Source organism: Cryobacterium sp. TMT2-18-2 (assembly GCF_004402245.1).
Taxonomy (GTDB): Bacteria; Actinomycetota; Actinomycetes; order Actinomycetales; family Microbacteriaceae; genus Cryobacterium; species Cryobacterium sandaracinum.
On record NZ_SOFU01000023.1, the window covers coordinates 150,106 to 175,993 of the forward strand.

General features: G+C 67.9%; 22 protein-coding genes. 10 read left to right on the forward strand and 12 right to left on the reverse strand.

All coding sequences use genetic code 11. The features are described 5' to 3' along the window. Positions 1–2: 2 nt before the first annotated feature. The 3 genes from E3O22_RS07900 to E3O22_RS07910 are packed head-to-tail and all read right to left on the reverse strand — an operon-like array spanning position 3 to position 5,854. The gene (locus tag E3O22_RS07900) at positions 3–1,823 is read right to left on the reverse strand and encodes an acetolactate synthase large subunit (protein ID WP_134394224.1); all 1,821 of its coding nucleotides are present in this window, start codon (positions 1,821–1,823) and stop codon (positions 3–5) included. A 37-nt stretch (positions 1,824–1,860) separates the two neighbouring features. Beyond that, positions 1,861–3,555, reverse strand: a complete 1,695-nt coding sequence (gene ilvD / locus E3O22_RS07905) for a dihydroxy-acid dehydratase (protein ID WP_134394225.1) — start codon at positions 3,553–3,555, stop codon at positions 1,861–1,863. 46 nt (positions 3,556–3,601) lie between these two features. Continuing rightward, positions 3,602–5,854 (reverse strand): bifunctional alpha,alpha-trehalose-phosphate synthase (UDP-forming)/trehalose-phosphatase, encoded by a 2,253-nt coding sequence (locus tag E3O22_RS07910; RefSeq protein ID WP_134394249.1) that lies wholly within the window; start codon positions 5,852–5,854, stop codon positions 3,602–3,604. 203 nt (positions 5,855–6,057) lie between these two features. Between E3O22_RS07910 and E3O22_RS07915 the strand changes: the two genes are divergently transcribed. Both E3O22_RS07915 and E3O22_RS07920 read left to right on the forward strand, forming a co-directional pair. Next, complete coding sequence (locus E3O22_RS07915) at positions 6,058–6,696, forward strand: hypothetical protein (protein ID WP_134394226.1); 639 nt, start codon at positions 6,058–6,060, stop codon at positions 6,694–6,696. Continuing rightward, complete coding sequence (locus tag E3O22_RS07920; protein ID WP_134394227.1) at positions 6,693–7,469, forward strand: PspA/IM30 family protein; 777 nt, start codon at positions 6,693–6,695, stop codon at positions 7,467–7,469. The genes E3O22_RS07915 and E3O22_RS07920 overlap by 4 nt, the downstream gene beginning before the upstream one ends. 261 nt (positions 7,470–7,730) lie before the next feature. Here the strand turns inward: E3O22_RS07920 and E3O22_RS07925 are convergent, their stop codons facing one another. Genes E3O22_RS07925 through E3O22_RS07935 form a run of 3 tightly spaced genes read right to left on the reverse strand, consistent with a single transcriptional unit; the run spans position 7,731 to position 13,167 of the window. After that, complete coding sequence (locus tag E3O22_RS07925) at positions 7,731–9,647, reverse strand: YhgE/Pip family protein (protein ID WP_134394228.1); 1,917 nt, start codon at positions 9,645–9,647, stop codon at positions 7,731–7,733. Beyond that, a complete protein-coding gene (locus E3O22_RS07930) occupies positions 9,644–12,544 on the reverse strand; it encodes an MMPL family transporter (RefSeq protein WP_134394229.1) in 2,901 nt (966 codons plus the stop codon). Before E3O22_RS07930 ends, E3O22_RS07925 begins: the two co-directional genes overlap by 4 nt. Positions 12,545–12,549: 5 nt before the next feature. Continuing rightward, positions 12,550–13,167: a TetR/AcrR family transcriptional regulator gene (locus E3O22_RS07935; protein WP_241976561.1), complete on the reverse strand. Its 618-nt coding sequence runs from the start codon at positions 13,165–13,167 to the stop codon at positions 12,550–12,552. 106 nt (positions 13,168–13,273) lie between these two features. Between E3O22_RS07935 and E3O22_RS07940 the strand changes: the two genes are divergently transcribed. From E3O22_RS07940 to E3O22_RS07965, 6 genes are all read left to right on the forward strand, one after another. Then, positions 13,274–13,462 (forward strand): hypothetical protein, encoded by a 189-nt coding sequence (locus E3O22_RS07940; RefSeq protein ID WP_134394231.1) that lies wholly within the window; start codon positions 13,274–13,276, stop codon positions 13,460–13,462. Between the two features lie 91 nt (positions 13,463–13,553). Beyond that, positions 13,554–13,946, forward strand: a complete 393-nt coding sequence (locus E3O22_RS07945) for a hypothetical protein (protein WP_134394232.1) — start codon at positions 13,554–13,556, stop codon at positions 13,944–13,946. A gap of 333 nt (positions 13,947–14,279) precedes the next feature. Then, the gene (locus E3O22_RS07950) at positions 14,280–14,939 is read left to right on the forward strand and encodes a biotin transporter BioY (protein ID WP_134394233.1); all 660 of its coding nucleotides are present in this window, start codon (positions 14,280–14,282) and stop codon (positions 14,937–14,939) included. After that, positions 14,936–15,616, forward strand: coding sequence for an energy-coupling factor ABC transporter ATP-binding protein (locus E3O22_RS07955; protein ID WP_134394234.1), 681 nt, complete (start codon positions 14,936–14,938; stop codon positions 15,614–15,616). The genes E3O22_RS07950 and E3O22_RS07955 overlap by 4 nt, the downstream gene beginning before the upstream one ends. Positions 15,617–15,626: 10 nt before the next feature. Beyond that, entirely contained in the window at positions 15,627–16,220 is a 594-nt protein-coding gene (locus tag E3O22_RS07960) for an energy-coupling factor transporter transmembrane protein EcfT (RefSeq protein WP_134394235.1), read from the forward strand. Positions 16,221–16,320: 100 nt separating this feature from the next. Beyond that, positions 16,321–17,103 (forward strand): alpha/beta hydrolase, encoded by a 783-nt coding sequence (locus E3O22_RS07965; RefSeq protein ID WP_134394236.1) that lies wholly within the window; start codon positions 16,321–16,323, stop codon positions 17,101–17,103. Between the two features lie 68 nt (positions 17,104–17,171). Here the strand turns inward: E3O22_RS07965 and E3O22_RS07970 are convergent, their stop codons facing one another. From E3O22_RS07970 to E3O22_RS07985, 4 genes are all read right to left on the reverse strand, one after another. Beyond that, positions 17,172–18,068 (reverse strand): glycine betaine ABC transporter substrate-binding protein, encoded by an 897-nt coding sequence (locus E3O22_RS07970; RefSeq protein WP_134394237.1) that lies wholly within the window; start codon positions 18,066–18,068, stop codon positions 17,172–17,174. 78 nt (positions 18,069–18,146) lie between these two features. Beyond that, positions 18,147–19,034 carry a proline/glycine betaine ABC transporter permease gene (locus E3O22_RS07975; protein ID WP_134394238.1) on the reverse strand — a complete coding sequence of 296 codons (888 nt, stop codon included), beginning with the start codon at positions 19,032–19,034 and terminating at the stop codon, positions 18,147–18,149. After that, positions 19,031–20,317, reverse strand: coding sequence for a glycine betaine/L-proline ABC transporter ATP-binding protein (locus tag E3O22_RS07980; RefSeq protein WP_104102823.1), 1,287 nt, complete (start codon positions 20,315–20,317; stop codon positions 19,031–19,033). Before E3O22_RS07980 ends, E3O22_RS07975 begins: the two co-directional genes overlap by 4 nt. Positions 20,318–20,682: 365 nt before the next feature. Further along, the gene (locus E3O22_RS07985; RefSeq protein WP_134394239.1) at positions 20,683–22,062 is read right to left on the reverse strand and encodes a cation:dicarboxylate symporter family transporter; all 1,380 of its coding nucleotides are present in this window, start codon (positions 22,060–22,062) and stop codon (positions 20,683–20,685) included. A gap of 148 nt (positions 22,063–22,210) precedes the next feature. Between E3O22_RS07985 and E3O22_RS07990 the strand changes: the two genes are divergently transcribed. Together E3O22_RS07990 and E3O22_RS07995 are read left to right on the forward strand one after the other, a co-directional pair. After that, on the forward strand, positions 22,211–23,884 hold the full coding sequence (locus E3O22_RS07990) for a sensor histidine kinase (protein WP_134394240.1): 1,674 nt from the start codon (positions 22,211–22,213) through the stop codon (positions 23,882–23,884). After that, on the forward strand, positions 23,877–24,578 hold the full coding sequence (locus E3O22_RS07995; RefSeq protein ID WP_134394241.1) for a response regulator: 702 nt from the start codon (positions 23,877–23,879) through the stop codon (positions 24,576–24,578). Before E3O22_RS07990 ends, E3O22_RS07995 begins: the two co-directional genes overlap by 8 nt. Before the next feature lie 227 nt (positions 24,579–24,805). Here the strand turns inward: E3O22_RS07995 and E3O22_RS08000 are convergent, their stop codons facing one another. Together E3O22_RS08000 and E3O22_RS15880 are read right to left on the reverse strand one after the other, a co-directional pair. After that, complete coding sequence (locus E3O22_RS08000) at positions 24,806–25,414, reverse strand: TetR/AcrR family transcriptional regulator (protein WP_166784594.1); 609 nt, start codon at positions 25,412–25,414, stop codon at positions 24,806–24,808. Between the two features lie 260 nt (positions 25,415–25,674). After that, a partial coding sequence (locus E3O22_RS15880; protein WP_166784595.1) for a hypothetical protein occupies positions 25,675–25,888 on the reverse strand: 214 nt, incomplete at its 5' end.

Here is a 25,888-nt window from a genome sequence, read left to right on the forward strand (position 1 = left end):
GGTTATTCCTCTTCCCAGGTCGGTGCGTGTTCTTTGGCATACTGCACATAACTGTTGCTGACACCCTGCGGCACCATCGGCCAGACCATTGCGTCCCGGCTCACGATGAAGTCGATCACCACGGGCCGGTCGTTGGTCGCCAACGCCAGCTTGATGGCCTCGTCGACCTGGTCGGGGCTGGTGACCCGGATGGCGAGGGCACCGTAGGCCTCCGACAGCTTCACGAAGTCCGGCACCATGGCGGACCCGTGCCCGGTGTGCAGATCGGTGAAGGAGTGCCGTCCGTCGTAGAACAGGGTTTGCCACTGGCGCACCATGCCCAGCGAGGAGTTGTTGATGATGGCGACCTTGATCGGAATGTTGTTGATCGTGCAGGTGGCCAGTTCCTGGTTGGTCATCTGGAAGCATCCGTCGCCGTCGATCGACCAGACCACCCGGTCGGGCTCGGCCACCTTGGCGCCCATCGCTGCGGGGATGGAGTAGCCCATCGTGCCGGCGCCCCCGGAGTTCAGCCAGGAATTGGGCCGCTCGTACTTGATGAACTGGGCCGCCCACATCTGGTGCTGGCCGACACCGGCCGCGTAGACGGCTTCCGGCCCGGTCAGCTCGCCGATGCGCTGGATCACGAACTGCGGGCTCATGAGGCCGTCGGTCGGCTCGGAATAGCCCAGCGGGAACTCCTCCCGCAGACCCTTGAGATAGGTCCACCAAACGCTGACGTCGGGCGTCGTCGTGGTGATGGCGGCCGCGTAGGCGATGGTGAGGTCGGCGATGACCTCCTTGGCATCACCGACGATGGGAACGTCGGCGGCGCGAATCTTACCGATCTCCGCGGGGTCGATGTCGACGTGCACGATCGTGGCGTGCGGCGCGAACTCGGAGACCTTGCCGGTGACCCGGTCGTCGAAGCGGGAGCCGAGCGCGATGATCAAGTCGGCCTCCTGCAGCGCAAGCACAGCGGACACGGTGCCGTGCATCCCGGGCATGCCCAGGTGCTGGTCGTGCGAGTCCGGGAACGCGCCGCGCGCCATCAACGTGGTGACGACGGGCGTCTTGCTCAGTTCGGCGAACGCGAGCAGTTCTTCCGACGCGCGGGCACGGATGACGCCGCCACCCACATAGAGGACGGGCTTCTTGGCCTCGGCGAGCAGCTGGGCCGCAGCCTGCACCTGTTTGCCGTGGGCCTTGGTGACCGGCCGGTAGCCGGGCAGGTCCAGCTTGGGCGGCCAGATGAACGGGGCGCTCTTCTGCTGGGCGTCCTTGGTGATGTCCACCAGGACCGGGCCGGGCCGGCCGGTGGAGGCGATCAGGTGAGCCGACGCGATAGCCGCGGGGATGTCCTCGGGACGCTTGACCAGGAAGGAGTGCTTCGTGATCGGCATGGTGATGCCGACGATGTCGGCCTCCTGGAAGGCATCCGTACCCATCAGGGTGGAGAAGACCTGTCCGGTGATGCACAGGATCGGCACCGAGTCCATGTAAGCGTCGGCGATGGCGGTGACAAGGTTGGTGGCGCCGGGCCCGGAGGTGGCGATGGCCACCCCGACGCGGTTGCTCGCCGAGGCGTAGCCCTCCGCGGCGTGGCCGGCACCCTGCTCGTGCCGCACCAGGATGTGCCGGATCACGGTTTGGCTCATCAGCTCGTCGTAGAGCGGAATGACGGCGCCGCCCGGCAGACCGAAGACGTCGGTGACGCCCAGCAACTCCAGCGAGCGGATGATCGCACCGGAACCGGTGAGGATTTCCGGCGCCCCCGAGTCGGGCGCCCCGGCGGCCGCGGCAGGTGAGGGCGACGGTGATGGCACGGGTGTTTCCGCGGTCATGTGATCAGTTCCCTAGTTCGATGACGAATAGTGAGTGCTAGCCCGTGACGGCGCCGACGGCCGCAGACTGGACAAGCTTCGAGTACTTTGCGAGAACGCCCCGGGTGTAGCGGGGAGGCAGAGGTGCCCAGCCAACACTCCGGGCGGTCAGCTCATCAGGGTCGACCAGTAGGTCGAGCGTGCGAGCTGCGATATCGACCCGTATCAGATCACCATCGCGCACGAAGGCGATAGGACCTTCGTCCACCGCTTCGGGTGCTATATGGCCGATGCACAGTCCGGTTGTGCCGCCTGAGAATCGACCGTCCGTTAAGAGTAGTACATCGGCGCCGAGCCCGGCGCCCTTGATGGCGGCGGTGATCGAGAGCATCTCCCGCATTCCGGGCCCGCCCTTGGGTCCCTCGTAGCGGATGACGACGACGTCGCCCTTCTGGATCTCCCCCGCGGTGAGAGCGTCCATGGCGGCGCGCTCACGCTCAAACACGCGCGCGGGTCCTTCGAAGATGTCGGAGTCGAAGCCGGCGGTCTTGACGACGGCACCCTCGGGGGCGATAGAGCCCTTGAGGATGGTGATTCCGCCGCTGGCGTGAATGGGGTTGTCGAGGGTGCGCAGCACCTCGCCGTCCAGTTCGGGCGGGTCGATCTCGGCAAGGTTCTCGGCCACGGTCTTGCCGGTCACGGTGAGCGCGTCGCCGTGGATGAGACCGGCCTCGAGCAGGGCCCGCATCACGGCCGGCACGCCGCCGTGACGGTCGACGTCGTTCATGACGTACTTGCCGAACGGCTTCAGGTCGCCGATGTGCGGCACCGTGTCGCCGATGCGGTTGAAGTCGTCGAGGGTGAGCTCGACCTCGGCCTCGTTCGCGATGGCCAGCAGGTGCAGCACCACGTTGGTGGAGCCGCCGAACGCCATCGCCACGGCGATCGCGTTCTCGAAGGCCTTGCGGGTCAGGATGTCCCTGGCCGTGATCCCCAGGCGCAGCAGGTTGACGACGGCCTCGCCGGAGCGGTGCGCGTAATAGTCGCGGCGGCGGTCGGCGGAGGCCGGGGAAGCCGATCCCGGCAGGCTCATGCCGAGAGCCTCGGCCACGCTGGCCATGGTGTTGGCCGTGTACATGCCGCCGCAGGCACCCTCGCCGGGAGCGAAGGCGCACTCGATGCGCTTGGCGTCGGCCACGGACATCCGTCCGGCCTTGACGGCGCCCACCGCCTCGAAGGAGTCGATGATGGTGATGTCTTTTTCGGTGCCGTCGGAAAGCTTGACCCAGCCGGGTGCGATCGATCCTGCGTAGAGGAAAACGCTGGCCAGGTCGAGGCGGGCCGCGGCCATCAGCATGCCGGGCAGCGACTTGTCGCAGCCCGCCAGCAGCACGGAGCCGTCGAGGCGCTCGGCCTGCATGACGACCTCGACAGAGTCGGCGATGACCTCACGGGAGACGAGGGAGAAGTGCATTCCCTCATGGCCCATCGAGATGCCATCGGAGACGGAGATGGTGCCGAACTGCAGCGGGTAGCCGCCGCCGCCGTGCACGCCTTCTTTGGCGGCCTGCGCGAGGCGGTCCAGGGAGAGGTTGCAGGGCGTGATCTCGTTCCACGAACTTGCGATGCCGATCTGGGGTTTCTCCCAGTCAGCGTCTCCCATACCGACGGCCCGGAGCATCCCACGCGAGGTGGTGGCTTCGATACCATCGGTGACGTCTCGGCTGCGAGGCTTCATGTCAATCTCAGTCATGCACTGAGTCTAGAACGTCCGCTGAAGGCGGAACGTCGCCCGAGGGTCACGCTCCGGCGGCGGCCTCACGCTCCGCGGCGACGGCTGCGCGGGCAGCGGCGATCAGGCCCAGTACCAGCGGCACGTCTTCGGGGCCGCGCACCCGGTAGCCGGCGAGCGAGTCGCCTGCCCCGATCTTGAGGCCGACATCGCCGGGCCGCAGCACGGCGAAGGCGTCTTCGTCGGTGGTGTCGTCGCCGGCGTAGAAGACCCGGTCGGCCCCCGCGTGCCGGCGCAACCGCTCAAGGGCGTCGCCCTTGGTGCTGGCACGCACCGCGAATTCGATCACGTCTTTGCCGTCCCGCACGGTCAGGCCGGGCAGCAGCGTGCCCAGCTCCTCGCGTGCGGCCTTTAGGGCGGCCGCCGCTTTCCGGGGCGTCGCCAGCCGGGTGTGCAGGGCGAGACCGGCCGGCTTGCGTTCGATCCAGGTTCCGTCGATGCTCCCGGAGATGCGCTCAAGCACCCGGGCGAGGACGTCGAGCTGCTCGAGTTCCTCGGTGACGAGGTCGAGTTCGATCTCGGGGGTGTCCAGCTGCACCTCGATCCCGTGCGAGCCGGTGAGGAGCACATCGGTCTGCGGCTGCGACACGTGCCGCAGGCTGACCAGGGCCCGGCCGGAGACGAACGCGACCCGCACCCCGTCGAGGTCGAGCAGGCGCTGCACGGCCTCGCGGGTGCCTGCCACGGCGCGCGCGTCTTCGGGATTGTCGACGTGTGGGGCAAGCGTCCCGTCGAAATCGAGGGCCACGAGGATGTTGTCGGCGCGGCTGAGATCCTTCAGCGCACCGGCGAGGGTGTCGGGGATCCCGGGACGAACGGCGGCCCCTTCGGTCAGGGTTCGGAGGAAGGAAGAGGACCAGGCGGCGACGTCGTTGTCGAAGACCTTGCGGCGGAGCGCGCGCATGCGTCGCAGCCGTTCCTGGCGGGGCATCGCGACGGCCCGGAGGATGGCGGCCTTCACGCCGTCGATGTCGTGCGGGTTGATCAGCACGGCCTGTTTGAGCTCGTCGGCGGCGCCGGCGAACTCGCTCAGAACGAGCACGCCGTCGCGGTCGAAGCGCACGGCCACGTATTCCTTGGCGACGAGGTTCATGCCGTCACGGAGCGCGGTCACGAGCATCACGTCGGCCGCGAGGTAGAGCGCCACCATCTCCTCGCGCGGGTAACCGTGGTGGTGGTAGCTGATGGCGGTGTGGCTGATGGTGGAGAAGTCGCCGTTGAGGCGGCCGACGGCCAGTTCGATCTCGTCGCGCAGGGCGATGTAGGCGCCGACGCGTTCCCGGGAGGGGCTGGCGACCTGCACCAGGGTGACGTCCTCCACGCTCAGGCTGCCGTCGGCGAGCAGCTCGCCGAACGCCTTGATGCGGTGGGCGATGCCCTTGGTATAGTCGAGGCGGTCCACGCCCAGCATGATCGTCCGGGGGTTGCCGAGGTCTTCCCGGATCTGGCGCGCCCGCTCCTGGATCTCGGGCCGCCGCGCCAGTTCCTCGTAGGCGGCGGCGTCGATGGAGATCGGGAAGTGTTTGGCGATCACCCGGCGATGCTTGCCCTCGGGTGCGGGCACATCGATGGCGACGCCGCGGGTCGGATAGCCGTAGAGGCGCCGCACGGCTCGGGAGAAGTTACCGGCGTCGGCGAGGCGCTGGAAACCGATCAGGTCGGCGCCGAGCAGTCCGTCGAGGATCTGCTTGCGCCAGGGTAGCTGGGCGTAGATCCCGTAGGGCGGAAAAGGGATGTGGTTGAAAAACCCGATCACGAGGTCGGGCCGCGCGTCGCGCAGCATCCGTGGCACGAGCTGCAACTGGTAGTCGTGCACCCACACCGTGGCGCCGGGCGCGGCGGCGGATGCGGCGGCGTCGGCGAAGCGGCGGTTCACCCGAACGTAGGCCTCCCACCATTCGCGGTGGTAGCGCGGTGGCGCGATCACGTCGTGGTACAGCGGCCAGATCGTGTCGTTGGAGAAGCCCTCGTAGTACTCCTCCAGCTCCGACTCGCTGAGCCGCACCGGCACGATGGAGATGCCGTCGTTCTCGAACGGATCGAAGGTGCGGTCGGCGATGCCGGGCCAGCCTACCCAGGCGCCGTCGGAGCTGCGCATCATGGGCTCGAGGGCGGTGACCAGGCCGCCGGGCGAGGTGCGCCAGCCCTCCGTTCCGTCCTCGGAAACCTCGATCTCGACCGGGAGGCGGTTGGAGACCACGACCAGCGAATAGGTGGAGTCCGGGGTGGCGGATGCCGTGGGTTCGGCTGCAGAGGTAATGGGATCGTCCGTTCCGGCGAGCGCAGAGCGACGCCTTGGTGGTCTCCGAAGGCTACCAGTGGGCCGAAAGCGGTGGCCGGGTTGGCCCCTCGGCCACGATCGCCCGACATGGGGACAACTTTGAGGTAACTCGCGTATTTTATCCCGTGGATCGTGTCCGGGTGTGGCGCGACCCCGGCTGACTGTTTGAAAGAGGCGGACCCATGGACCTGAATTCACTGCTGAGCTGGGTGTTGATCTCACTCGCGACCATCAGCCTCGCTGTCTCCGTCTCGTTCTTCGTTCTGGTGCGGAGGCTGTACCGGCGCATTCGCCGTAGCCGCAGGCTGACCGGCGCGGTGTTACGTTCTCGCACCATCCTGAGTTGGGGACCGCAACACGAGGTTAGGAAGCTGCAGTTGCGGCTGAAGGAATCTCTCGACAGTGGTCAGGCAGCCGTCGACCTGGCCCGGAGCAGCCAGGGCCCGCTCGGCGAGCTTCCACGACTTTTCCGTGGCATTCAGGACGAAAGCGTCACGTTGCAATCACAGCTGCGGCTGCTGACGAGCGAGACCGATCCTGTCGTGCTCGCCGAGGCGCTGTCGGTGGCCGGCCGCCGCGTCGACCAGGTGGCCGGGTTGGTGCGCCGGCTGCGCTCGGCAGTCGCTGCCGGTCTCGGAGAGCTCACCGATGACACCCTTACGGTTCTTCGCTCCGAGGTCGACCGCGAGGTAGCCGCGCTCCGGGCTGGGGTCGATGAGTTGCGCTCCCTCAACGGCCAGTCCCTCAACGGCAACGGCGGGCTCCCCGATCCGCGCCGGCCCCTGCCCATGAATACTTTCAACAGAAGGACCGAATCATGAGCCTCACCTCGCGGCTGCGCGTCATCCTCCGCAGCAAGTCAAACCGGGCCCTGACCCGGATCGAAGACCCCCGCGAGGCCCTCGACGACAGCTACGAGCAGCAGGTGAAGTCGCTCCAGCAGGTGCGTCTGGGGCTGGCCGAGGTCGCAACGGCGAAGAAGCGGATTGAGTTGCAGGGGCAGGACATGGGCGGCCGCTACCAGCGGCTGGCCGATCAGGCCCAGGAGGCGCTGAACCAGGGCCGGGAAGATCTGGCCCGCACGGCGCTGGAACGCCGGTCGCTCCTTGAGGGCCAGGTGGCAGCCATCCGTGACCAGTACCTCACTTTGGCGCAGCAGCAGGCGCAACTGCAGGACAACGAGCGACGCCTCGCCGAACGTGTCGCCGCTTTCCGCACGGAGAAGGAGACCATCAAGGCCACCTACGCTGCCTCCGAGGCTCGGGTCAAGGCCAACGAGGCCGCGTCGGGCATCGGCTCGCAACTGGGCACGGTCGGTGCCGACCTCGACCGGGCCAAGGACCGGGTCACCCAGATGCAGGCCCGCGCCGCCGCCACCGACGAGCTGCTCTCCAGCGGCGCTCTGAACGATGTCACGGCCCCGCTCGACGCGGACCTCGAGCGGCAGCTTTCGGCGGGGGCGACCAGAGCGGCTGTCGACCGCCAGCTTCAAGCGATGAAGGACGCCCGCGCCACGGACCGAGGCCCCGGCCCGAACGCTCGCGGAGGAACCGACGCCTGGTTGAGTATCGGCCAGGGCCCGCCTCTCCCCTGATCCTGGTCGCCCCAGGGCATCCGGGATCGATCTTGACAAAATCTCCGTCGAATTCGTTCGCGCTGCACGACAGAACACGGCGCGAGGTGCATGCCCGAACCGCACAGGCACTTCGGCGCATCAGGCGGGAGATGTGGCCCACTCAGGAAATCCGGCCGGACCGAGCCGGGTATCCGCACCTGTTCCGCACTGGTCCGCGGCGACTGAAGAATGTGGGCGACGGATGTCCTGAGTCAGCCACACGCGCACAGATGGCCCGCGTCAGCTGCGGGCCTGCGCCAGGCCGAACGAGCGGGCGCCGCGCCGACTGGCGACGGTCCAGTACGAGGTCAGAACGCTCACCAGCGCGACGATCAGCAGGATGGCCGCGGGCCCGCCGGCGCTGCCGCCTCCCCCGGAGACGATGGCCTGCATGCCCCGCACCGCCCAGGTGAGCGGCAGGTACGGGCTGATCACCTGGAACGGGGCCGACACCAGCTCAATCGGGTAAAGCCCACCCACCACGGTGAGCTGCAGCGCGAGAAGTACCAGGGAGACCACGATTCCGACCCGGCCGAACGCCGCCGTGAGGAAGTGGTGCACCGCCGCGAACACGAAGGCGAGGAACACCGCGAAGGCCAGGGTCGACGGCAGGATCGACCACGAGACGCCGAGAGTGGTGTGCAGCAACAACACCACGACCACGGCCTGCGCTGCGGCGATGCCGAACGCACGGCCGAGGCTGCGGGCCACGAGGTTGCCGGTCGACGCGGTCGACGCGAGCGCGAGCGCGGACAGCGGCTTCATCACCAGGAAGATCGCCAGGGCACCGATCCACAGGCCGATCGGCACGAAGACCATGCCGATGACCGGGCCGATCGACGCGAAGGCGTTGTCGCGCTCCGCGGTGATGCCGACCGGTTCGGAGACGACCGCCGCGGTCGTCACCGGGTCGGTGTCGGTGAGCGGGGCCGCGCTGTCCGCGGCGTCCCGCAGTCCGCTGGCGAGTTCGACCGCGCCCGATTCGAGCAGGCGGGCGCCCGCCGCGGCATCCGTTGTTCCGGTGGCCAGCTGCGAGAGGCCGGTGGAGATGCCGGCAACGCCGGTGGCGAGGTCACTGGCACCGCCGCGGAGGTCGCTTCCGCCGGCGGAGAGCAGGCTTGCACCGTTGGCGCTCTGAGACACTCCATCGAGCACGCTTTCGAGGCCCGGACCCGCCTGGCTGATGCCGGTGCTCTGCGCGGCGAGGGCGTCGAGTCCGCTCTGGAGCCGCAGCAGGGCTGGCGCGTAGTCGGCGACCCGCGAGTCGCTCTGCATGGCCGTGTTCAGCTGCCTGAAACCGTCGGCGCTGGCCTGCACCCCGGCCGCGTAGGCCGGTAGGCCGGTCGCGAGCGGAGCCAGCCCGGCCGCGCCCGTGCTCAGCCGGGTCAGGCCGTGGCTCAGTCCGGTGACGCCCTGGGTGTACTCGGTCACGCCGGAGGAGAAGCTGGCGGCGCCGGTCGCGGCGGACGAGGCCCCGGATGCCGCGGCGGCCGTGCCGCCGGCCAGCGAATTGAGTCCGGTGGCCACGCCGGTGACCCCGGTCGAAACCTGCGCGGCGCCATCCGCCGCCTGCGTGAGGGACTCGCCCAGCACGGCCAGGTTGGTGTAGAGCCCGTTGAGGTACTGCGAGGTGATCTCGCGGCCGAAGACGCCCGACATGGCGGTGCCCACCGACTGGGCCACCGATCCGGCCAGGAACGAGTGCGCGTCATCCGTGCGGATGCCCAAGTCGGCCTGGGTGGGAGCCGCCCCGCCCAGCGAGGTCACCGACGCCGAGAAGTCCTTCGGGATCGTGAGCACCGCGTAGGCGTCGCCGGAGTCCAGGGCCGCCGCGGCATCCGCAGAGTTGGAGATGGTCCAGTCGAACCCGGTGGCCTCGGACCCAGCATCGGTAGGCTTGGTGAGTTCGGTCACGAGCAGGCGGCCGGCGAGCACCGGCTGCTCGGTGCCGTCGGGCAGGGTGGTGGTGACGATCTCGTCATTGTTGACGACGATCGCCGGCAGCGTGTCCACGCGCTGATCGGCGGTGGCGAGGGCGCCGGCGAAGAGTCCGGCGACCGCCAACGGCACCACGATCAGACCCGCCATCAGGGCCCCGAGAGCCCCTCGGCGCTGCCCGGGCGTGCGGCTGAACAGTTTCTCGAGCCTGGTGCTCATCGCTGCAGGGCCTTTCGGTCACGGGAATCGAGTTCGAGGGTCTGCACCGGGCGGGCCCCGCGGTAGACCGGGATCGCCTCAGGAAAGGAGGCGGCACCGACGATGAGGGCGGTCGATGCCGGAGCGAGGATCGCCAGCACCTGCACGAGGTCCCGCCCCGCCGGGTCGACGGGCAGTCCCTCGCCGAGGTCGACGATGACAACTCCCGGGGTTTCGGTGAGCGCCGCCGTCACGAGCACCGCGGCGCGGCCCAGGGCGGAGAGGGACGATACCGTCGTGCCGCCCACGATCGGGCCGGAGTCCCGGCCGCTCGGCGGAGTGCCGAGCGCACCGTTCAGGCGCGCGATCCACCCCGCGAGCAGCGAGCGGCGCGACGCGGCGCGGTACCACGGATGCGCCAGGTCCAGCCGTTCGGCCAGCAACTCCCCCACGGTGAGTCCACTGTCGCGGCTGTCGCCCACGTCGGCGAGCGCCACCGCGCGGAGGGCGCGGCTGCGCTCGGACGGCAGCGGGGAGCCCATGACCTGGAGGCGGCCGAACACCGGGTCGAGCCGGCCGGCCAGGGTGGCGGCGACGACGCGGCGGTGGGTGGCGGAGCCGGTCAGTACCACCACCGCGCCGGCGTCGATGGTGAGGTCCAGCGGCCTGAAGGGGCTCTCCGGCAGCCCGAAGACGGCTCCCTCGGCTGTGATGGCGTGCGGCTGGCTGATGGCCCATTCCTTGTCGGCCAGGTGTCGGCGCAGACCCTCACCCTCGATGTCGACGTCGGGCAGAATGCGGGAGAGCCAGCGTGGCAGCCACCAGGCGGCATCGCCGGCGAGGGCCATCGCGGCCGGGACCAATGTCATCCGCACCAGGAACGCGTCGAGGAAGACTCCGACGGCGAGGGCGAACGCGATGCCCTTGATCGCCCCGGTGCCCTCGGGCACGAAGGCAAAGAAGACGAAGAACATGATCAGGGCGGCGGCCGTGACCACGCGGGCGGCGTGGGAGAACCCGTGCACGATGGATTCGCGGGCCAGGCCGGTCTTCACGAACTCCTCCCGCATGCCCGAGACGAGGAACACCTCGTAGTCCATGGCCAGCCCGAAGAGCACGGCCATCAGCAGGATGGGCAGGAAACTCAGGATCGGCCCGGGGGTTTCCACCCCGAGCAGCTCGGCGAACCAGCCCCACTGGAAGATCGCCACGGTCGCGCCGAGCGATGCGGCCACCGACAGCAGGAACCCGAGGGCAGCTTTGATCGGCACGAAGATCGACCGGAACACCATGGTCAGCAGGATGATCGAGAGCCCCACCACGATCAGGGCGAACGGCACGAGCGCGTTGCTGAGGCGGTTGGAGATGTCGATCGACACGGCGGTCGCGCCGGTCACGGCGATGGGGGTGCCCAAGTTGTCGTCGATCGATGGTGCCAGATCGCGGATGGCCTGCACGAGCGCCTTGGTCTCGGGCGCGTTCGGCGCGCTGTCCGGCATGACCTGGATGATGGCGGTGTCGACGGTCGGGTTCGGAGTGCCCGTGCCGACGAAGGCCACGTCGGGCAGGGTGCGCAGGGCCGCGCCGATAGTGTCGAGGTCACCGAAGATATCCGTCGTCTGGGTGATGTCGACGACGACGATGAGCGGACCGTTGTAGCCCGGACCGAAGCCCTCCTCGAGCATGGTGAACGCCTCTCGCTGCGTCGAACCGGCCGGCTCGGATGCCCCGTCAGGCAGGTTCAGATCGAGGCTGAGGGCCGGGATCGCCAGCGTGCCGAGCACGCCCACCACGAGGAGCACGGCCACGACCGGCGCCCTGAGCACGAGGTTGACCCAGCGGTGGCCGAGGGTGGGCCGGCCGGTGTCTGGACGGGTGGCCCGGCGGTACGCGCGGCTGCCTGTCTTGGGAGTGAGGCGCCCCTTGGCAAGGCCGAGAACGGCGGGGAGGAGCGTGACCGCCACGAAGATAGAGACCAGCACGGCGAAGGCGGCGCCCAGCCCCATCACGCTGAGGAACGGGATGCCGACCACGAGCAGCCCGAGCAGGGCGATGATCACGGTGATCCCGGCGAAGACGACGGCGCTGCCGGCGGTGGCCACGGCCGAGGCGGCCGAATCGTGTGGTTCGACCCCGTTGGCGAGCTGCGTGCGGTGCCGCGACAGGATGAAGAGCGCGTAGTCGATGCCCACGGCGAGCCCGAGCATCAGGGCGAGCATGGGGGCCGTGCTCGAGACGGGCACGAATGCGGAAATCACGGTGATGCCGCCGATGGCGACGCCGACGCCGACCAGGGCCATCAGCAGCGGCATCCCGGCGGATACGAGCGAACCGAAGGTGATCATCAGCACCACGCCGGCGAAGATCAGGCCGAGCACCTCGGAAATGGTGATGCCGAAGGTGTTGTCCTGGAACACCTGGCCGCCGAAAGCGACCTCGAGTCCGGCCTCCTCGGCGATATCCCGCGTCCCGGTCACGTCGTCGAGGGTTTCCGCGGTGACGTCGGTTGATAAGGCGGACAACTGAATCTGGCTGAACGCACTCTCCACGTCGTCGGAGATCGCGCCCGACGCATATTCGTCATAGGGCGTCAGCACCGAGTCGACGCCGGGCACGTCCGCGAGTTCGGCCGCCATGTCGACGATGGCCGTGCGGTAAGGCTCGTCGGTGACGGATGCCCCGTCCGGGGCCGTGTAGACAACCTGTACCGCGGCGCCGGCCGCCTGGGGGAACACCTCGCCGAGCTTGTCGATGGTGTCCTGTGATTCCGTGCCGGGAATCGCGTACGACTCCTGGGTCTGGCCACCGAGGGCCAACCCGGAGCCGAGGATCCCGACCAGCAGGATGGCCCAGATGCCGAGCATCAGGCCCGCACGCCGGTAGGCGAAGTGGCCGATTCGATAGAGCAGGGTTGCCATGGGTGCTACTTCCGGGACGGGGCGGTGCGAACGGTGACAGGGGCAAGCAGCTCGGTGATGACGGTCAAAAGAGCCGGTCGGACCTGTTCCACCGGGGCTATCTCCTCTCCGAGGAACGTCATGCCGGCCACCAGGGTGTAGGCGGCGCCGCCGAGGGCGATACCGAAGCGGATGCGGTCCTCCGTACTCGCATCGCCGTGGCACAGCGTGTCGGAGAGGCGCACGATCACCACTCCTGCACGGTCGATCACGGGGATGCCGCGCAGCGACTGAGACTGGTTGATGAAGGTGTGCAGCTCGAGGCGGAATTCGAGGATGAAGTCGATGAAGTCGTTCACGAACCGGCTCCGGGTCAGGGCGCTCTCCTCGGTGGCGAGGAACCGTTCGAGAATGGCCTCCAGCCGGTTCACCGCCGGGGTGAGCACCTCGTCGAGGAGCGCTTCCTTGGAGGCGAAGTGGTAGAGCACGCTCGATTTGGAGTACCCGGCCGCGTCGGCGATCTGCTGCAGCGAGGTGCCGGCGAACCCGACCGAGGCGAACTGTTCCAGCGCTGTCGCGCGCAGTTCTACGCTGGTGCTCTGGCGGTTGTGGGGGGGCTGGGGCAGAACGGGCTCTGGAGTCACCCGATCACGGTACCTGACCGATCGGTCAGAGCCTGTCCGATCGGTCAGATTGTCGGGAAACGCGCAGCCGGGCGACTTCCGGGTAGCGTTAGGCGCGGAGGTCTTCATGCGAAAGTTCATTTTCAGCAGTGCCATCATCGGCGTGCTCGCCGGCGGTTGGAACATTCTGAGTGCCACCCGCACCGGTCCGCGTGACTGGCGCCTGGTGCTGATGTGGGTCGGCTGGCTGCTCAGCGCCGCGGTCGCCATCGGAACCGTCATCCAGGATGCCGACGATCGCCGAATCGAGGACTAAGTCTTCCACTGTCGGCGTGTCAGCGCGGGCCGCAGGGCGCCGCACGGCAAACTGAAGAGTTCACGGGCACGTTAGCCGAAAGGGGCTCCCGATGTTTGGTCGTCGACGTCGCGTCGCACCGGTCGCACCGGTCATCCCCCCGCCCGTTCCCGAGCTCAGCGACGCTCAGGTGTTCGAGCTCCTGCACACCCAAATCGCCCGTCTCGTCGGCGCCCAAGGCCAGTGGACTCTGGTTCCCCGCAGCAGTGACGACACCGACGTGATCTTCCACGATCTGAAGGCGAACCAGATTGCCTCGTCCCTGGCCTCCGTGCTCCGCACCGAGACCGCCGTTCTGCGCGGCGAGGTCATCGCCGAGCCCACCGCGCTCCCCTTCATCCCCGCCCCGATCTCCGTTTGGGCCGAACCGGAGCGGGCGCCGACGGCCTCCCTTCCGCGCTTCTCCGCCGCTGCTTCGACGGACAACGCCCGCCTCGTCGCCTGACCCAGGCCACCCGCCCGGCGTGAGCCCCCCGGTGATAGAGCCGGTCGAAGTCCCCACACGTCGGCGTCGGGCAGGGCCGAGAGGACGACGCTCGACGCTCGACGCTCGACGCTCGACGACAGTGTCGTGTTCCCGTTCAAGCGCACGAAGCTGCACAGCTCAACGGAGACTCGACCTCACTCTCATCGCGGAGGAGCGGATGCGTCCCGCCGGGGTCTTCCCGGCGCACCCCTGCGCCGGGGGGCTCGCCGGACGCATCCTGATAGAGTTCCGCCGCATTCTTTGTAGGTCTTCTTCGGACTCGCCCTGCCGCGGAATTCTAGATTGAAGAACATGACTTCCAGCCCCCGCATCGCCCGCACCCCGACAACCCGCATCATGAGCGCGCGCGACCTGTCGCAAATCGCCATCTTCGCCGCCCTGATCGCCGCACTCGGACTGCCCGGCGCCCTGAGCATCGGGGCGGTGGCCGTGCCGATCACCTTCCAGACCCTCGGGGTGATGCTGGCCGGGGCGATCCTCGGCGCGCGCAAGGGCTTCTTCTCCGTGCTCCTCCTGCTCGCCCTCGCCGCCGCCGGCCTCCCGCTGCTGTCTGGCGGGCGCGGCGGCATCGTCTGGTTCACCACCTCACCCTCCGCCGGCTACCTCTACGGCTGGCTGCTCGGCGCCCTGGTCATCGGCTCATTGACCGGCCTGCTCCTCCCCCGCTACCGGCTCTGGGCGGCGCTCGGCGCCACCACGCTCGGCGGCATCGTCGTGGTCTACCTGATCGGCGTGCCCGTCACCGCAATCAACCTGGGCCTGCCGCTGTGGGTTGCTCTCGTCGACGCCGCGAAGTTTCTGCCCGGCGACCTGATCAAGGTGGTCGTGACCGTACTGGTGGCCCGCCAGGTTCACAGGGCCTACCCGGGTCTGATCCCGCCGCGCCGCCGCGCCGCTCCCGCGCCCGAGGCCGACGACGTCACCGCCGGAGCAGTCACGCCCGCATCATGAGCAGGATCGACTTCGACAGTGTCTCGCATGCGTTCGGTGAACGGATGGTGCTGCGGGACATCCGTCTGTCCCTCACCGAACAGCGCATCGGCATTGTCGGGGCGAACGGGTCGGGAAAGTCCACCCTCGTGCGCCTGATCAACGGACTGATCAAGCCCGACACCGGAATCGTCAGCGTCGGCGGCCTCGACGTGGCCCGGAACACCAAGGCGGTGCGCCGGCAGGTCGGCTTCATCTTCACCAACCCGGACAACCAGATCGTGATGCCCACCGTGGCCGAAGACGTCGCCTTCACCCTGCGCCGCCGCGGGCTGACCCCGCTCGAGATCTCGACCCGCACGCGGGCGGCGCTCGAGCGCTTCGGGCTCGACCAGCACGCCGACCATCCGGCGCACCGGCTGTCCGGCGGCCAAAAGCAGTTGCTGGCGCTGGCGGCCGTGCTCGTGGTGGAGCCTGAGATCGTGGTCGCCGACGAGCCGACCACACTGCTCGACGCACGCAATGCCCGGCGCATCACCGAACTTCTGCTCGGCCTGAGCCAGCAGGTCATCGTGGTCACCCACCAGCTGGACCTGCTCGCCGCCTTCGACCGCGTGATTGTGATCGAGGACGGCCGGGTGGTCGCCGACGGTGAACCGGATGCCGCGCTCGGCGCGTACCGGGAGCTGTTGGCATGATCGGGCCGGCATGATCGGGCTCTATCACCCTGGCCACTCGCTGATCCACCGCGCGCCGATGCTGCTCAAGCTCGTGCTTCTCTCGCTCGCCGTGCTGCTCGTCGGCTCGCTCGGCGAGCTCTGGCAGCTGGGTGCCTGCCTTCTCGGGGTCGCCGCGCTGTTCCTGGTGGCGCGGGTGCCGCTGGGCGCCGCGTGGCAGCAGATCGGCCCGATTCTGTGGATTTTGGTGATCGCCGTTCCACTCCAGGCGCTGTTCGCCGGCTGGACCACGGCCGGCCTGATGGCCGGGCGGTTGCTGATCGCCGTGGCGCTGGCGGCACTGTTCACCGTGACGACCACGGTCACGGCCGTGCTCGAGGGCTTTCAGAAGCTTCTGCGACCGTTCCGTCGCTGGGTCGACGCCGACCGGGTCGGCCTCCTCCTCGCCCTCACCCTGCGGTGCATCCCGCTCGTCACCGAGATCGTGTCCGAGGTGATCGAGGCACGTCGGGCGCGCGGCACCCAGGGTTCGCTGCTCGCCCTGGCCGTGCCGGTGGTCGTGCGCTCGCTCTACGCCGCGGATGCGATCGGCGAGGCTCTGGCCGCCCGCGGTCTCGACGACTGAGGCCGGAGCGGTTCGGTCCCGGCAGTGCGGTTGCGGCTAGGTTGAGACCACCAGCGGTTTCCGGTCTCACCCCGACCGGACAGGCGAGGAGCGGAACGCGATGACCCAGCCCAGCGGTACGTCCGAGGCACGACGACGAGGACGGCTGCGGAGCGGCATCCGGGCCGGCGGCTGGTGGAGCCTGACCGCGTTCGTACTCGTCGTGATCGTGTTCCTGGCCTGGGCGAACACTGTGCGCGTGGCCGATCGGGCCGCGGCGGACGAGGTTTTCGCCAGCCCGAACGTGACCGTCACCGACACCCCCACGTCGGTCGTCCTCGCGCCCGCCGACGACGCCGGGGACATCGGCTTGGTCTTCGTTCCCGGTGCCCGGGTCGACCCTTATGCCTACCTCTACAAGCTGGCAGGCACGGTTGAAGACACCGGGGTGACCGTTGTGATCACCAAGCCGGTGCTCAACCTCGCCATCTTCGACCGCCGGATGCTGTCCACCTTCACCGACGCCGTCCCCGAGGTCTCCACCTGGTTCGTGGGCGGCCACTCGATCGGCGGCGTGCGAGCCTGCATGCTGGCGGACGATCCCGCGGTGGCCGGGCTCGTACTGTTCGGCAGCTACTGCGCGGTCGCGCCGGAGCGCGCCGATCTGCGGGCCCTCAGCCTCAGCGGCAGCGCCGACCGCCTCAGCACCCCGGAGAAGATCGCCGACAGCGCGGATCTGCTTGTGCCCGACACCCGTTTCGTCGAAATCGACGGAGCCAACCATGCGCGGTTCGGCGACTACGGCGTGCAGAGCGGCGACGGTGTTGCCACCAAGTCAACGGATGCCGTTGCCGCCGAAATCACCCGCGAGCTCACTGGATTCCTGACACAGACAACCCCGTAGTCGGCAACCGTTGCCGGGGCAATCGCCGTCGAGCTCGGCGACGGCACCAGGGCAGTTTGTGTTCTGTGTTATGCGGTGGTCAGAGAATCCACGTACTCCTGGTTCTCGGAGATCCACTTCGCCACGATCGGCTCGTAGTCCTTGCCGTCGTAGTCGACGAACATGGCCTTCTCAAGCGAGTACAGCTTGTCGAGGTCCATGTCGAAGCCCTTGATCCACTCGGTGGCCTGCGGGAAGTCCGCGGCGAAGTCGGACTTGACGTAGCTGTGCAGCGACTCGGTGTTCTTCAAGGTTCCCTTGGGGTCCTCGAGGGTCTTGATCGGCAGCGAACCGTAGGCCCAGTGCGGCTCCCACAGGGTGACGACGATGTTCTCGCCCGCCTTGGTGGCCGCCGTCAGCTCGGTGAGCATGGCTGCGGTCGATGAGGTCAGGTATTCCATGTCGTCGAGGCCGTAGGCCGGGATGACCTTCTCGGTGGTGGCCTTGGTCAGGCCTGCTCCGGGTTCGATTCCGACGATGCGATTGCCGAACTTGTCGGCGTTCCTGGCCAGCTCGTCGAGGGAATCGATGGGGGCATCCTTGTTGACGGCGATGGTCAGGCGGGATTCCTCGTTCCATGCGCCGAGGTCGACGATGTCATCGCCGTACTCCTTCACGTAGGACGCGTGGGTCTCCGGCATCCAGACATCCATGTTGATGTCGTAGTCTCCGGTGGAGAGACCCGAGTAGACGGGGGCAACGTCGGCGTATTCCAACTCCGCGTTGTAGCCCTTCTCGTCGAGGATGGCCTTCCACAGTTCGGAGACCGCGACGCCTTCATCCCAGCCGTTGAACACGGCGATGGTGATGTCTTTCTGGTCCTTGTTCCCGTCGCCGACGACGGCGGCCTCGGCCGAGGCGCAGCCGCTGAGTGCGAGGAGCCCAACGGCTCCGAGTGCGAGCAGGGACAGTGATCGGTTTTTCATATTGTTTCCTTTCGTGTCGCCTGGTGGGCGACCGGGGCAGAATGAGAAATCAGGAGGTTCTGTGCGCGGCGCACGGACTCAGGCGGCCAGGGCTTGCTGGGCACGGCGCTTGCGGGCCGACATGCTTCGACCGAGCGGGGTGTCGCCGGTGCCGAGTGCGGCGGTCAGGCGGTCGAGGAAGATGGCGAGGATCACCACGGCGAGGCCGGCTTCGAAACCGAGTGCGACGTCGATGCGGTTCAGACTGGCGACGACATCCGCTCCCAGCCCCCCGGCCCCGACCATACCGGCGATGACGACCATCGACAGCGAGAGCATGATGACCTGGTTGATACCCGCCATGATCGTCGGCATCGCCAGCGGAAGCTGGATCTGCCGGAGAATGCGCCAGGGCGAGGCGCCGAATGCCTGTCCGGCCTCGACCACTTCTCGGTCGACCCCGCGGATGCCCAGCTCGGTGAGGCGGACTCCCGGAGCCATCGCGAAGATGATGGTGGCCACGATTCCGGGCACGACGCCCACGCGGAACAGGATCAGCGCGGGAATCAGGTACACGAAGGCCGGCATGGTTTGCATGAAGTCGAGAATCGGCCGGATGATGTTGGACGCCACCGCGGATTTCGCCGCCAGGATGCCGAGCGGCAGGCTGAGAGCGATCGCGAGCACACTGGCGACCAGCACCAGTGCGAGGGTGTCCATGGCGTTCTCCCACTGGTCGACGCCGACGACGACGATCAGACCGAGGACGGTACCGACCATGAATTTCCAACCGCGGGTGGCCAGGGCCAGCCCCGCCGAGAGCACGATGATCACCCAGAAGGGCGGCGCCACCAGGAGGAAGTCGACCAGTTCGTAGGCACCGTCGAAGACGGCCCGGATGAGGTCGAATAAGAACCCGAACGTGTCGGTGATCCAGTCGATGAACCCCTCGACGAGCATGCCCAGAGGAAGTCGGAAGTCGTTCACAGGTCGGCTCCTTCCAGAGCGGTGTCGCGGAGGGTTTCGGTGATCACGCTGATGGAAATCGTGGCCGCGGGCTCGATCACGGGCACGTCCCCCGTATTCGTGCTCACGTTGCCGAGCGCGGCCAGCAGGGTCACCCGCGGGATGACGCCGAGCAGACGGTTCTTCTCATCGACCACGGCGATGGCCAGGTCACTGCCGACCGAGGGTTCGACCAGGTCGACCAGCGGGGTGTCCGGGTTGACGGAGATCGCATCCGTGCGCACTATCGCGCGCAGATCGGTCTCGCCGGCCTTGACCTGCCCCAGCACGTCGCGATCGCGCACCACACCGGCGAAGGTGCGGTCGCGGTTGAGCACGAAGGTGGCGGAGGTCTGCAGGTCGCGCATGGTGCGGAGCGCGGCTCGGGGGCCGCCGGTGATCGTGACCACGGAGCGCACGGGCTCCATCACGCTGGCCGCGGTCAGCACCCGGGCGCGGTCGACATCCTGCACGAACTGAGCGACGTAGTCGTTTGCCGGGTCGGTCAGGATCTCCTCGGGCGTGCCGATCTGAACGATGCGACCGTCGCGCATGACCGCGATGCGGTCGCCGAGGAACATGGCCTCGTTAAGGTCGTGGGTGATGAAGATGATGGTTTTGCCGAGCTCGGCCTGCAGCTCGATCAGCTGCTCCTGCATTTCGCGGCGGATCAGCGGGTCAAGGGCCGAGAACGCCTCGTCCATCAGGAGGACGTCGGTGTCGGCGGCGAGGGCCCGGCCGAGGCCGACTCGCTGCTGCATTCCGCCGGAAAGCTCCGACGGCAGGCTGTCAGCCCAGCCGTCGAGCCCGACGAGGCGGATGATGGTGCGCGCCTTGGCGAGCCGCTCCTCGCGGCCCATGCCCTGTACCTCGAGTCCGTAGGCGACGTTGTCGATCACGGTGCGGTGCGGCAGCAGGGCAAAGTGCTGGAATACCATGGAAATGTTTGTGCGGCGCACCTCGCGCAGCGCGGCGGCGGAAATACCGGTGATGGCCTGGCCGGCCACCGTCACGCTGCCGGAGGTGGCGTCGAGTAGCCCGTTGAGCATGCGGATCAGGGTGGATTTGCCCGAACCGGACAACCCCATCACCACAAAGATTTCGCCACGGTGAACCTCGAATGAGGCGTCGATAACGGCGGCGGTGCCCAGCGAGGACACCTCATCGCGGCTGGCTCCCGCGGTCAGCTTCTTGACGAGCTCGTGCGGACGACGCCCGAACGCTTTGTACAGTCGATCTGCCTTCACGGCAATAGTTTCGGTCACGGATTCTCCCGGTGCACGCCGGGCGGGGCCGAATCACGGCCGACGGAACGGATGCACGCTGTGTCGGACGGGTAGGCCGTGACCGGCCTCGACGCGATGGAAAGCGTGGGCTGGGGCGATCATGGGGATCGCATCCGTCATGGCCTCACCATACGAAGCGCCGTACCGATAGGGCCGTGGCTGTCCATTCGCGTCCTGGTGAAGGGTCGTAAGACCAGGAAGTACTCTAACACGGGGGGTACTTGCGTCGCAGAAGCTGCGATCTCGACGGATTCGGGTAGTGAGGGGAACCGGCCCTAGCGCAGGCCGCGAGACAGTCGCCGCGGGGCATCCGTGCCGGGTCGCGTTCGACGACCCGGCCGGACTCAGGCCTTGAGCGCCGCGATCTGCGCGGACTTCTCGGTCGCGGTGGCCGTTTCGGCGGCGCTGGGCACACCGTGGTGCGCGATCATCGTGGTCTCGTCGAACGGCTCGTGACGGTCGAGCACCCGGTCGACCTGGGCACGATCGATCTCCTTGGTCCAGGATCCGATCAGCACGGTGGCGACGGCGTTGCCGGTGAAGTTCGTGAGCGCGCGGGCCTCGGACATGAAGCGATCGATGCCCACGATGAAGCCGACTCCTTCCAGCAGCTGCGGGGCGTGGGCCTGCAAGCCGGCGGCCAGGGTCGCGATCCCGGCACCGGACACTCCGGCGGCACCCTTGGAGGCGATAATCATGAAGGCGAGGAGCCCAATCTGTTCGCCCAGGGCGAGCGGCTGACCCATGGCCGTGGCGATGAAGAGCGACGCCATGGTCAGGTAGATCGCGGTGCCGTCGAGGTTGAAGGAGTATCCGGTGGGAACCGTGACGCCCACGACCGGCTTGGAGACGCCGAGGTGCTCCATCTTGGCGATCAGGCGCGGCAGCGCCGCCTCGGAGGAGGAGGTAGAGAAGATCAGCAGGTACTCTCGGCCGAGATAGCGCATCAGCTTGAAGATGCTGATGCCGGTGACGATCTTGAGCAACCCGCCGAGGATGACGACGATGAAGAGCACACAGGTCAGGTAGAAGGCGCCCATCAGGGTGAAGAGGCTGATAACGGCCTGGAAGCCGGTGGCACCGACGACGGCGGCGATCGCACCGAAGGCGCCGATCGGCGCGAGCCACATGACCATGATCAGGATGCGAAAGACCAGGGCCTGCACGTGCGCGATGCCCTCGAGGATCGGCTTGCCGGCGGCTCCCATCTTCTGCAGCGCGAAGCCGGCGATGAGGGCCACCAGCAGGGTCTGCAGGATGTTGCCGGCGGTCAGTGCGGAGAACAGTGTGGTCGGGATGATGCCGAGGAAGAAGTCCGATTCGGCGGCTTCCGGCGGCACGAAGGTGGTCGCGGTGAGATCGAGCCCTGAGCCGGGCTTGATCACGTTGCCCACGACGAGGCCGATCGCCAGGGCGAAGGTGGACATGGTCAGGAAGTAGCCGAGGGCCAGTCCGCCGATCTTGCCGACCGTGGCCGCCTTCGCGATGGACCCGATGCCGAGGATGATCGTGCAGAAGATGATCGGCGAGATCATCATCTTGATCAGGGCGATGAAGATGTCCCCGAGCGGTTTGAGCGAGACGGCGAATCCGTCTGTGCCGCCGAAGAGCAGGCCGACGATGACGCCGATGATCACCGCGACGATGACCGCCATGTACAAGTAGTGGGACTTGTCAAACTTCTTCGCGGGCTGTGCAGCGCGAGCGCGAGGCAGTGATGCCATAAAAGACTCCTTTGTCTAGTAACTAGGCTGGGGTGAGGCGCTGGTGCGCCCGGACCATCCGTGGTGTGTTTCAGACTGGACGACCGGGGCGCCCGCGTCACTGTTGCGGTCATATTGGTCACGGTCGCGCAAATGGAAGAAGGATGCGATGGGGCAAGGCTGGAGCATTGCGCGCCGCCTGTTCCTGGCGAACGCCCTGGTCATCATGGCGATAACCGTGTTCGCGGGCACCGCGGCCTTCGTGGACGCCCGCGACCGCGGTTTCGTCGCCGCCGAGGAACGGATGCTGTCCGTCGCCAGCGCCATCGCCGACAACCCGCTCGTACTGGAGGCCAGCCGCTCAGCCGATCCCAGCGCGGAGCTCCAGCCGTACGCCGAGCGGGTCACCGCCGACGCCACCCTCGACTTCATCACGATCATGGCGCCCGACCGCACCCGCTGGACCCACCCGACCGAGTTGGAGATCGGCCGCCCCTACATCGGTACCGTCACGCCCGCCCTGGCCGGGGAACCGTTCACCGAGGTGACCACGGGCACGCTCGGACCCTCGGTGCGGGCCGTCGTTCCGATCACCGACGAGCAGGGAGCCGTTCAGGGCCTGGTGGCTGCGGGGGTGAAGACGAGCAACCTCTCCATCGCGCTGAGCGCGCGGCTGCCGGCCGTGCTGGGGGTGGCCCTGATGCTGCTGGCCACGGGCACCCTCGCCGCCTGGCTGCTCGGTCGCTATCTGAGCCGGGTCACGCTCGGCTGGGGACCGGAGCAGCTCGCCCAACTCTTCGTCTACTACGACTCGGTGCTGCATTCGGTGCGGGAGGGTCTCGTACTCGTCACTCTCACGGGCGAGGTCGTGCTCTACAACGATCAGGCTGCCCGGCTGCTGGGCCTGCCGCCGCGCTCACCGACTGAGGGCCGAGCATCCTCCGCCGCCACGCAGAGCCTTGACCGTCTCGACCTTCCCCCGGCACTCGCCGAGCTACTGAAGAGCGGCCGCCCCGCCACCGACGAGATCCACGTCACCGACACGCGCGTGCTGGTCGTCAGCCAGCTGCCGGCACTGAAACCGGGCAGCGGCCGCACCAAACCCGCGCCGATGGGCTGGGTTGCGACCATCCGCGACCACACCGACCTGCAATCGATGGGCAGCGAGCTCCGGTCGATGCGCACCCTCTCGGATGCCCTGCACGCCCAGACCCATGAGCACGCCAACCGGCTACACACCATCGTGTCCCTGATGGAACTCGGGCGCGGCGCCGAGGCCCTCGATTTCGCCACCAAAGACCTGGAGCTCAGCCAGCAACTCACCGATGACATGCTCGACTCGGTGGACGAACCGGTGCTCAGCGCCCTGCTGATGGGCAAGTTCGCCCAAGCCAGCGAGCTGGGCGTGCTGCTCACGGTTGAGGCGGCCGGAACCCTCGCCGATTCCGGCCTGACGGCGCAGGACCTGGTCACGGTCGTGGGCAACCTGGTCGATAACGCGCTCGACGCGGCCGCCGGCGGCGAGGCACCCCGCCGGGTGCACCTCTCCGTCGGCTCCACACCCTCGTCGGTGGCGATCGAGGTGGCCGACACCGGGCCCGGCGTCGACCCGGACGCCGTGACCGACATCCTCCGCCGCGGTTACAGCACCAAGGAGCCCGGCAGTTTCGGCCGCGGCCTCGGACTGGCGTTGGTGCGGCAGACGGTCAACCGGCTCGGCGGCAGCCTCAGCATCACCCGCCGCGAGGGGGCCGTGTTCACGGTCGCCCTCCCCCGGCAGCCGGAGGAGCCCGCTGCGGGCATCGAACCCGACCTCGCGGCGACGGGCGGATCGCATGACTGAACGGGACATCCGGGTGCTCGTCGTGGAAGACGAAACCATTGCGGCCGAGGCGCACGCCGCCTACCTCGGGCGTCTGACCGGTTTCGTGCACGCGGGCACCGTCGGCGACGGCCATTCCGCCCTGCGTGCCCTAGCTGCGGCCGTCACCGCCGGGCAGCCCATCGATCTGGTGCTGATGGATATGACCCTGCCCGACCTGCACGGCCTCGACGTGAGCCGGCGGATGCGCGCAGCCGGCCTGACCACGGACATCATCGCCATCACGGCGGTGCGCGAATTGCACATTGTCCGCGGCGCCGTGGCGGCCGGCATTGTTCAATACCTGATCAAGCCGTTCACCTATTCAACCTTCGCGCAGAAGCTGGTGCAGTATCGGGACTTCCGGCTCCAACTGGGCGGACTGTCCGCGATGACCAGCCAGACCGACGTGGACCTGGCGTTCGCGAGCCTGCGCACGCCCACCGAGCTGCCGCGGCCGAAGGGTCTGTCCGAGGGCACCCTAGGCGCGGTGATCGAGTTCCTGAAGCTGCAGATCGTTCCGGTCTCCTCTAGCGAGGTCATGGAGCAGCTCGGCATTTCGCGGGTGACCGCCCGGCGCTACCTTGAGCATCTGGCCGACACCGGCTCGCTCGAACGGTCGCCGCGCTACGGTACGCCGGGGCGGCCAGAAAACGAATACCTCTGGCGCCGGTGAACCGTTCGGGTAGCTGTTCCAGAGCTGCTCCTCCTTCATGATCTCGGACAGGTGGTCGTCCTGCACCCGGGTCAGACGGCGGATCAGCCACGCGATGCAGCGGGTCGGGGCGGCCGTGACCACCGGCGCGGACCGCACCGCCGAAGGAGGGCCCTCAGGCGCAACCGAAACCAGCGCTGGAACGGTTGTTGTATCCCGCGGCGGGGCACCCGGTGCCGGCCAGGGTCTTAGAGGAACCGGTCGAGGTCCACCACACCCAGCGCAGTCAGGGACCGCGCAAGCATCTCCTCGATCCGTTCCGGCAGGTCCTCCCGTTCGGCAAGCCGGTTCGATACCTCCTGAACCCCGCTGAAGTACGCCACCAGATGCCAGGCCTCGCGGTCGTGGTCGAGCCCTGCGGGGATCTCCCCCGCAGCCTCGGCCTCGCCAAGCAGCATCGCGATGCGCGCGACCCAGCCCACGTACGGGGTCGGCAGGATTGCCGGGATCAGGTGATATTCCCGCACGAGCCGCACCGAGGCCCGCACGCGCACGTCGTTCCGGAAGGCGCCGGCAACCCCGCGGATCGACGCCACGATGGCCTCGATCCCGCGCACGGGTGACGCATCGCCCAGTACGTTGGCGAACGGAGCCCGCGAAAACGAGGAATGAACGAGCGCGAGCGCCATATCCGACTTCGCTTTGAAGTGGTACTGCACCAACCCCTTGCCGGTGCCCGACTTTTCGGCAACCAGGCCGATCGAGGTGCCCGCGTAGCCGCGGTCGGCGAATTCGATTGCCGCCGCTGCCAGGATGCGTTCACGCGCCTCGATCTTGCGAGCATCACTTCCAGCCACCAGCACCTCCGAGAATCGTCACCGTTCGACCGAATGGTGCGATATGCCAGCGTAACCATCGAGGCTGGGACGCCTTCACCTGAGTGTGCTGTACGATCGTACAAGTCCCCGGGTGAGATTCGGTTCTCGACTGACCGGGGGGATTCAGGGGGACCCGGGGACCAACGCAACCCCAGTCGGATTCGCATCTGGCTGGGGTTTGCTCCCCCGAGTCAAACCCCATCGCCCGCCACGGAGTGCCTCTTTCCCGTCCCCAACGGTCAAGCCCGCGGGTGGTCGAGCCTGTCAAGAGCCGGGACCAGAGCCACGCCCTGCAGCCCCACTCGCTTGCTCGGCAGTGCGATCAATGTCTGCTCCGGGTCGACCTCGACCGGTGGTCGGAGCCAGTACTGGTTTCCGGTGCGGGTGATCTTCCAGTGCTGGTTGTGTAGCAGCAGGTGGTGCGGGTGGCAGAGCAGTACTCCGTTGGCGAGG

Coding starts and splice junctions, on each gene's coding strand:
- E3O22_RS07955 (WP_134394234.1), top strand. CDS start 14,936: ATGAGCAGGATCGACTTCGACAGTGTCTCGCATGCGTTCGGTGAACGG.
- E3O22_RS07920 (WP_134394227.1), top strand. CDS start 6,693: ATGAGCCTCACCTCGCGGCTGCGCGTCATCCTCCGCAGCAAGTCAAAC.
- E3O22_RS07990 (WP_134394240.1), top strand. CDS start 22,211: ATGGGGCAAGGCTGGAGCATTGCGCGCCGCCTGTTCCTGGCGAACGCC.
- E3O22_RS07945 (WP_134394232.1), top strand. CDS start 13,554: ATGTTTGGTCGTCGACGTCGCGTCGCACCGGTCGCACCGGTCATCCCC.
- E3O22_RS07985 (WP_134394239.1), bottom strand. CDS start 22,062: ATGGCATCACTGCCTCGCGCTCGCGCTGCACAGCCCGCGAAGAAGTTT.
- E3O22_RS07925 (WP_134394228.1), bottom strand. CDS start 9,647: ATGAGCACCAGGCTCGAGAAACTGTTCAGCCGCACGCCCGGGCAGCGC.
- E3O22_RS07995 (WP_134394241.1), top strand. CDS start 23,877: ATGACTGAACGGGACATCCGGGTGCTCGTCGTGGAAGACGAAACCATT.
- E3O22_RS07950 (WP_134394233.1), top strand. CDS start 14,280: ATGACTTCCAGCCCCCGCATCGCCCGCACCCCGACAACCCGCATCATG.
- E3O22_RS07940 (WP_134394231.1), top strand. CDS start 13,274: ATGCGAAAGTTCATTTTCAGCAGTGCCATCATCGGCGTGCTCGCCGGC.
- E3O22_RS07900 (WP_134394224.1), bottom strand. CDS start 1,823: ATGACCGCGGAAACACCCGTGCCATCACCGTCGCCCTCACCTGCCGCG.
- ilvD (WP_134394225.1), bottom strand. CDS start 3,555: ATGACTGAGATTGACATGAAGCCTCGCAGCCGAGACGTCACCGATGGT.
- E3O22_RS07965 (WP_134394236.1), top strand. CDS start 16,321: ATGACCCAGCCCAGCGGTACGTCCGAGGCACGACGACGAGGACGGCTG.
- E3O22_RS07970 (WP_134394237.1), bottom strand. CDS start 18,068: ATGAAAAACCGATCACTGTCCCTGCTCGCACTCGGAGCCGTTGGGCTC.
- E3O22_RS07915 (WP_134394226.1), top strand. CDS start 6,058: ATGGACCTGAATTCACTGCTGAGCTGGGTGTTGATCTCACTCGCGACC.
- E3O22_RS07960 (WP_134394235.1), top strand. CDS start 15,627: ATGATCGGGCTCTATCACCCTGGCCACTCGCTGATCCACCGCGCGCCG.
- E3O22_RS07930 (WP_134394229.1), bottom strand. CDS start 12,544: ATGGCAACCCTGCTCTATCGAATCGGCCACTTCGCCTACCGGCGTGCG.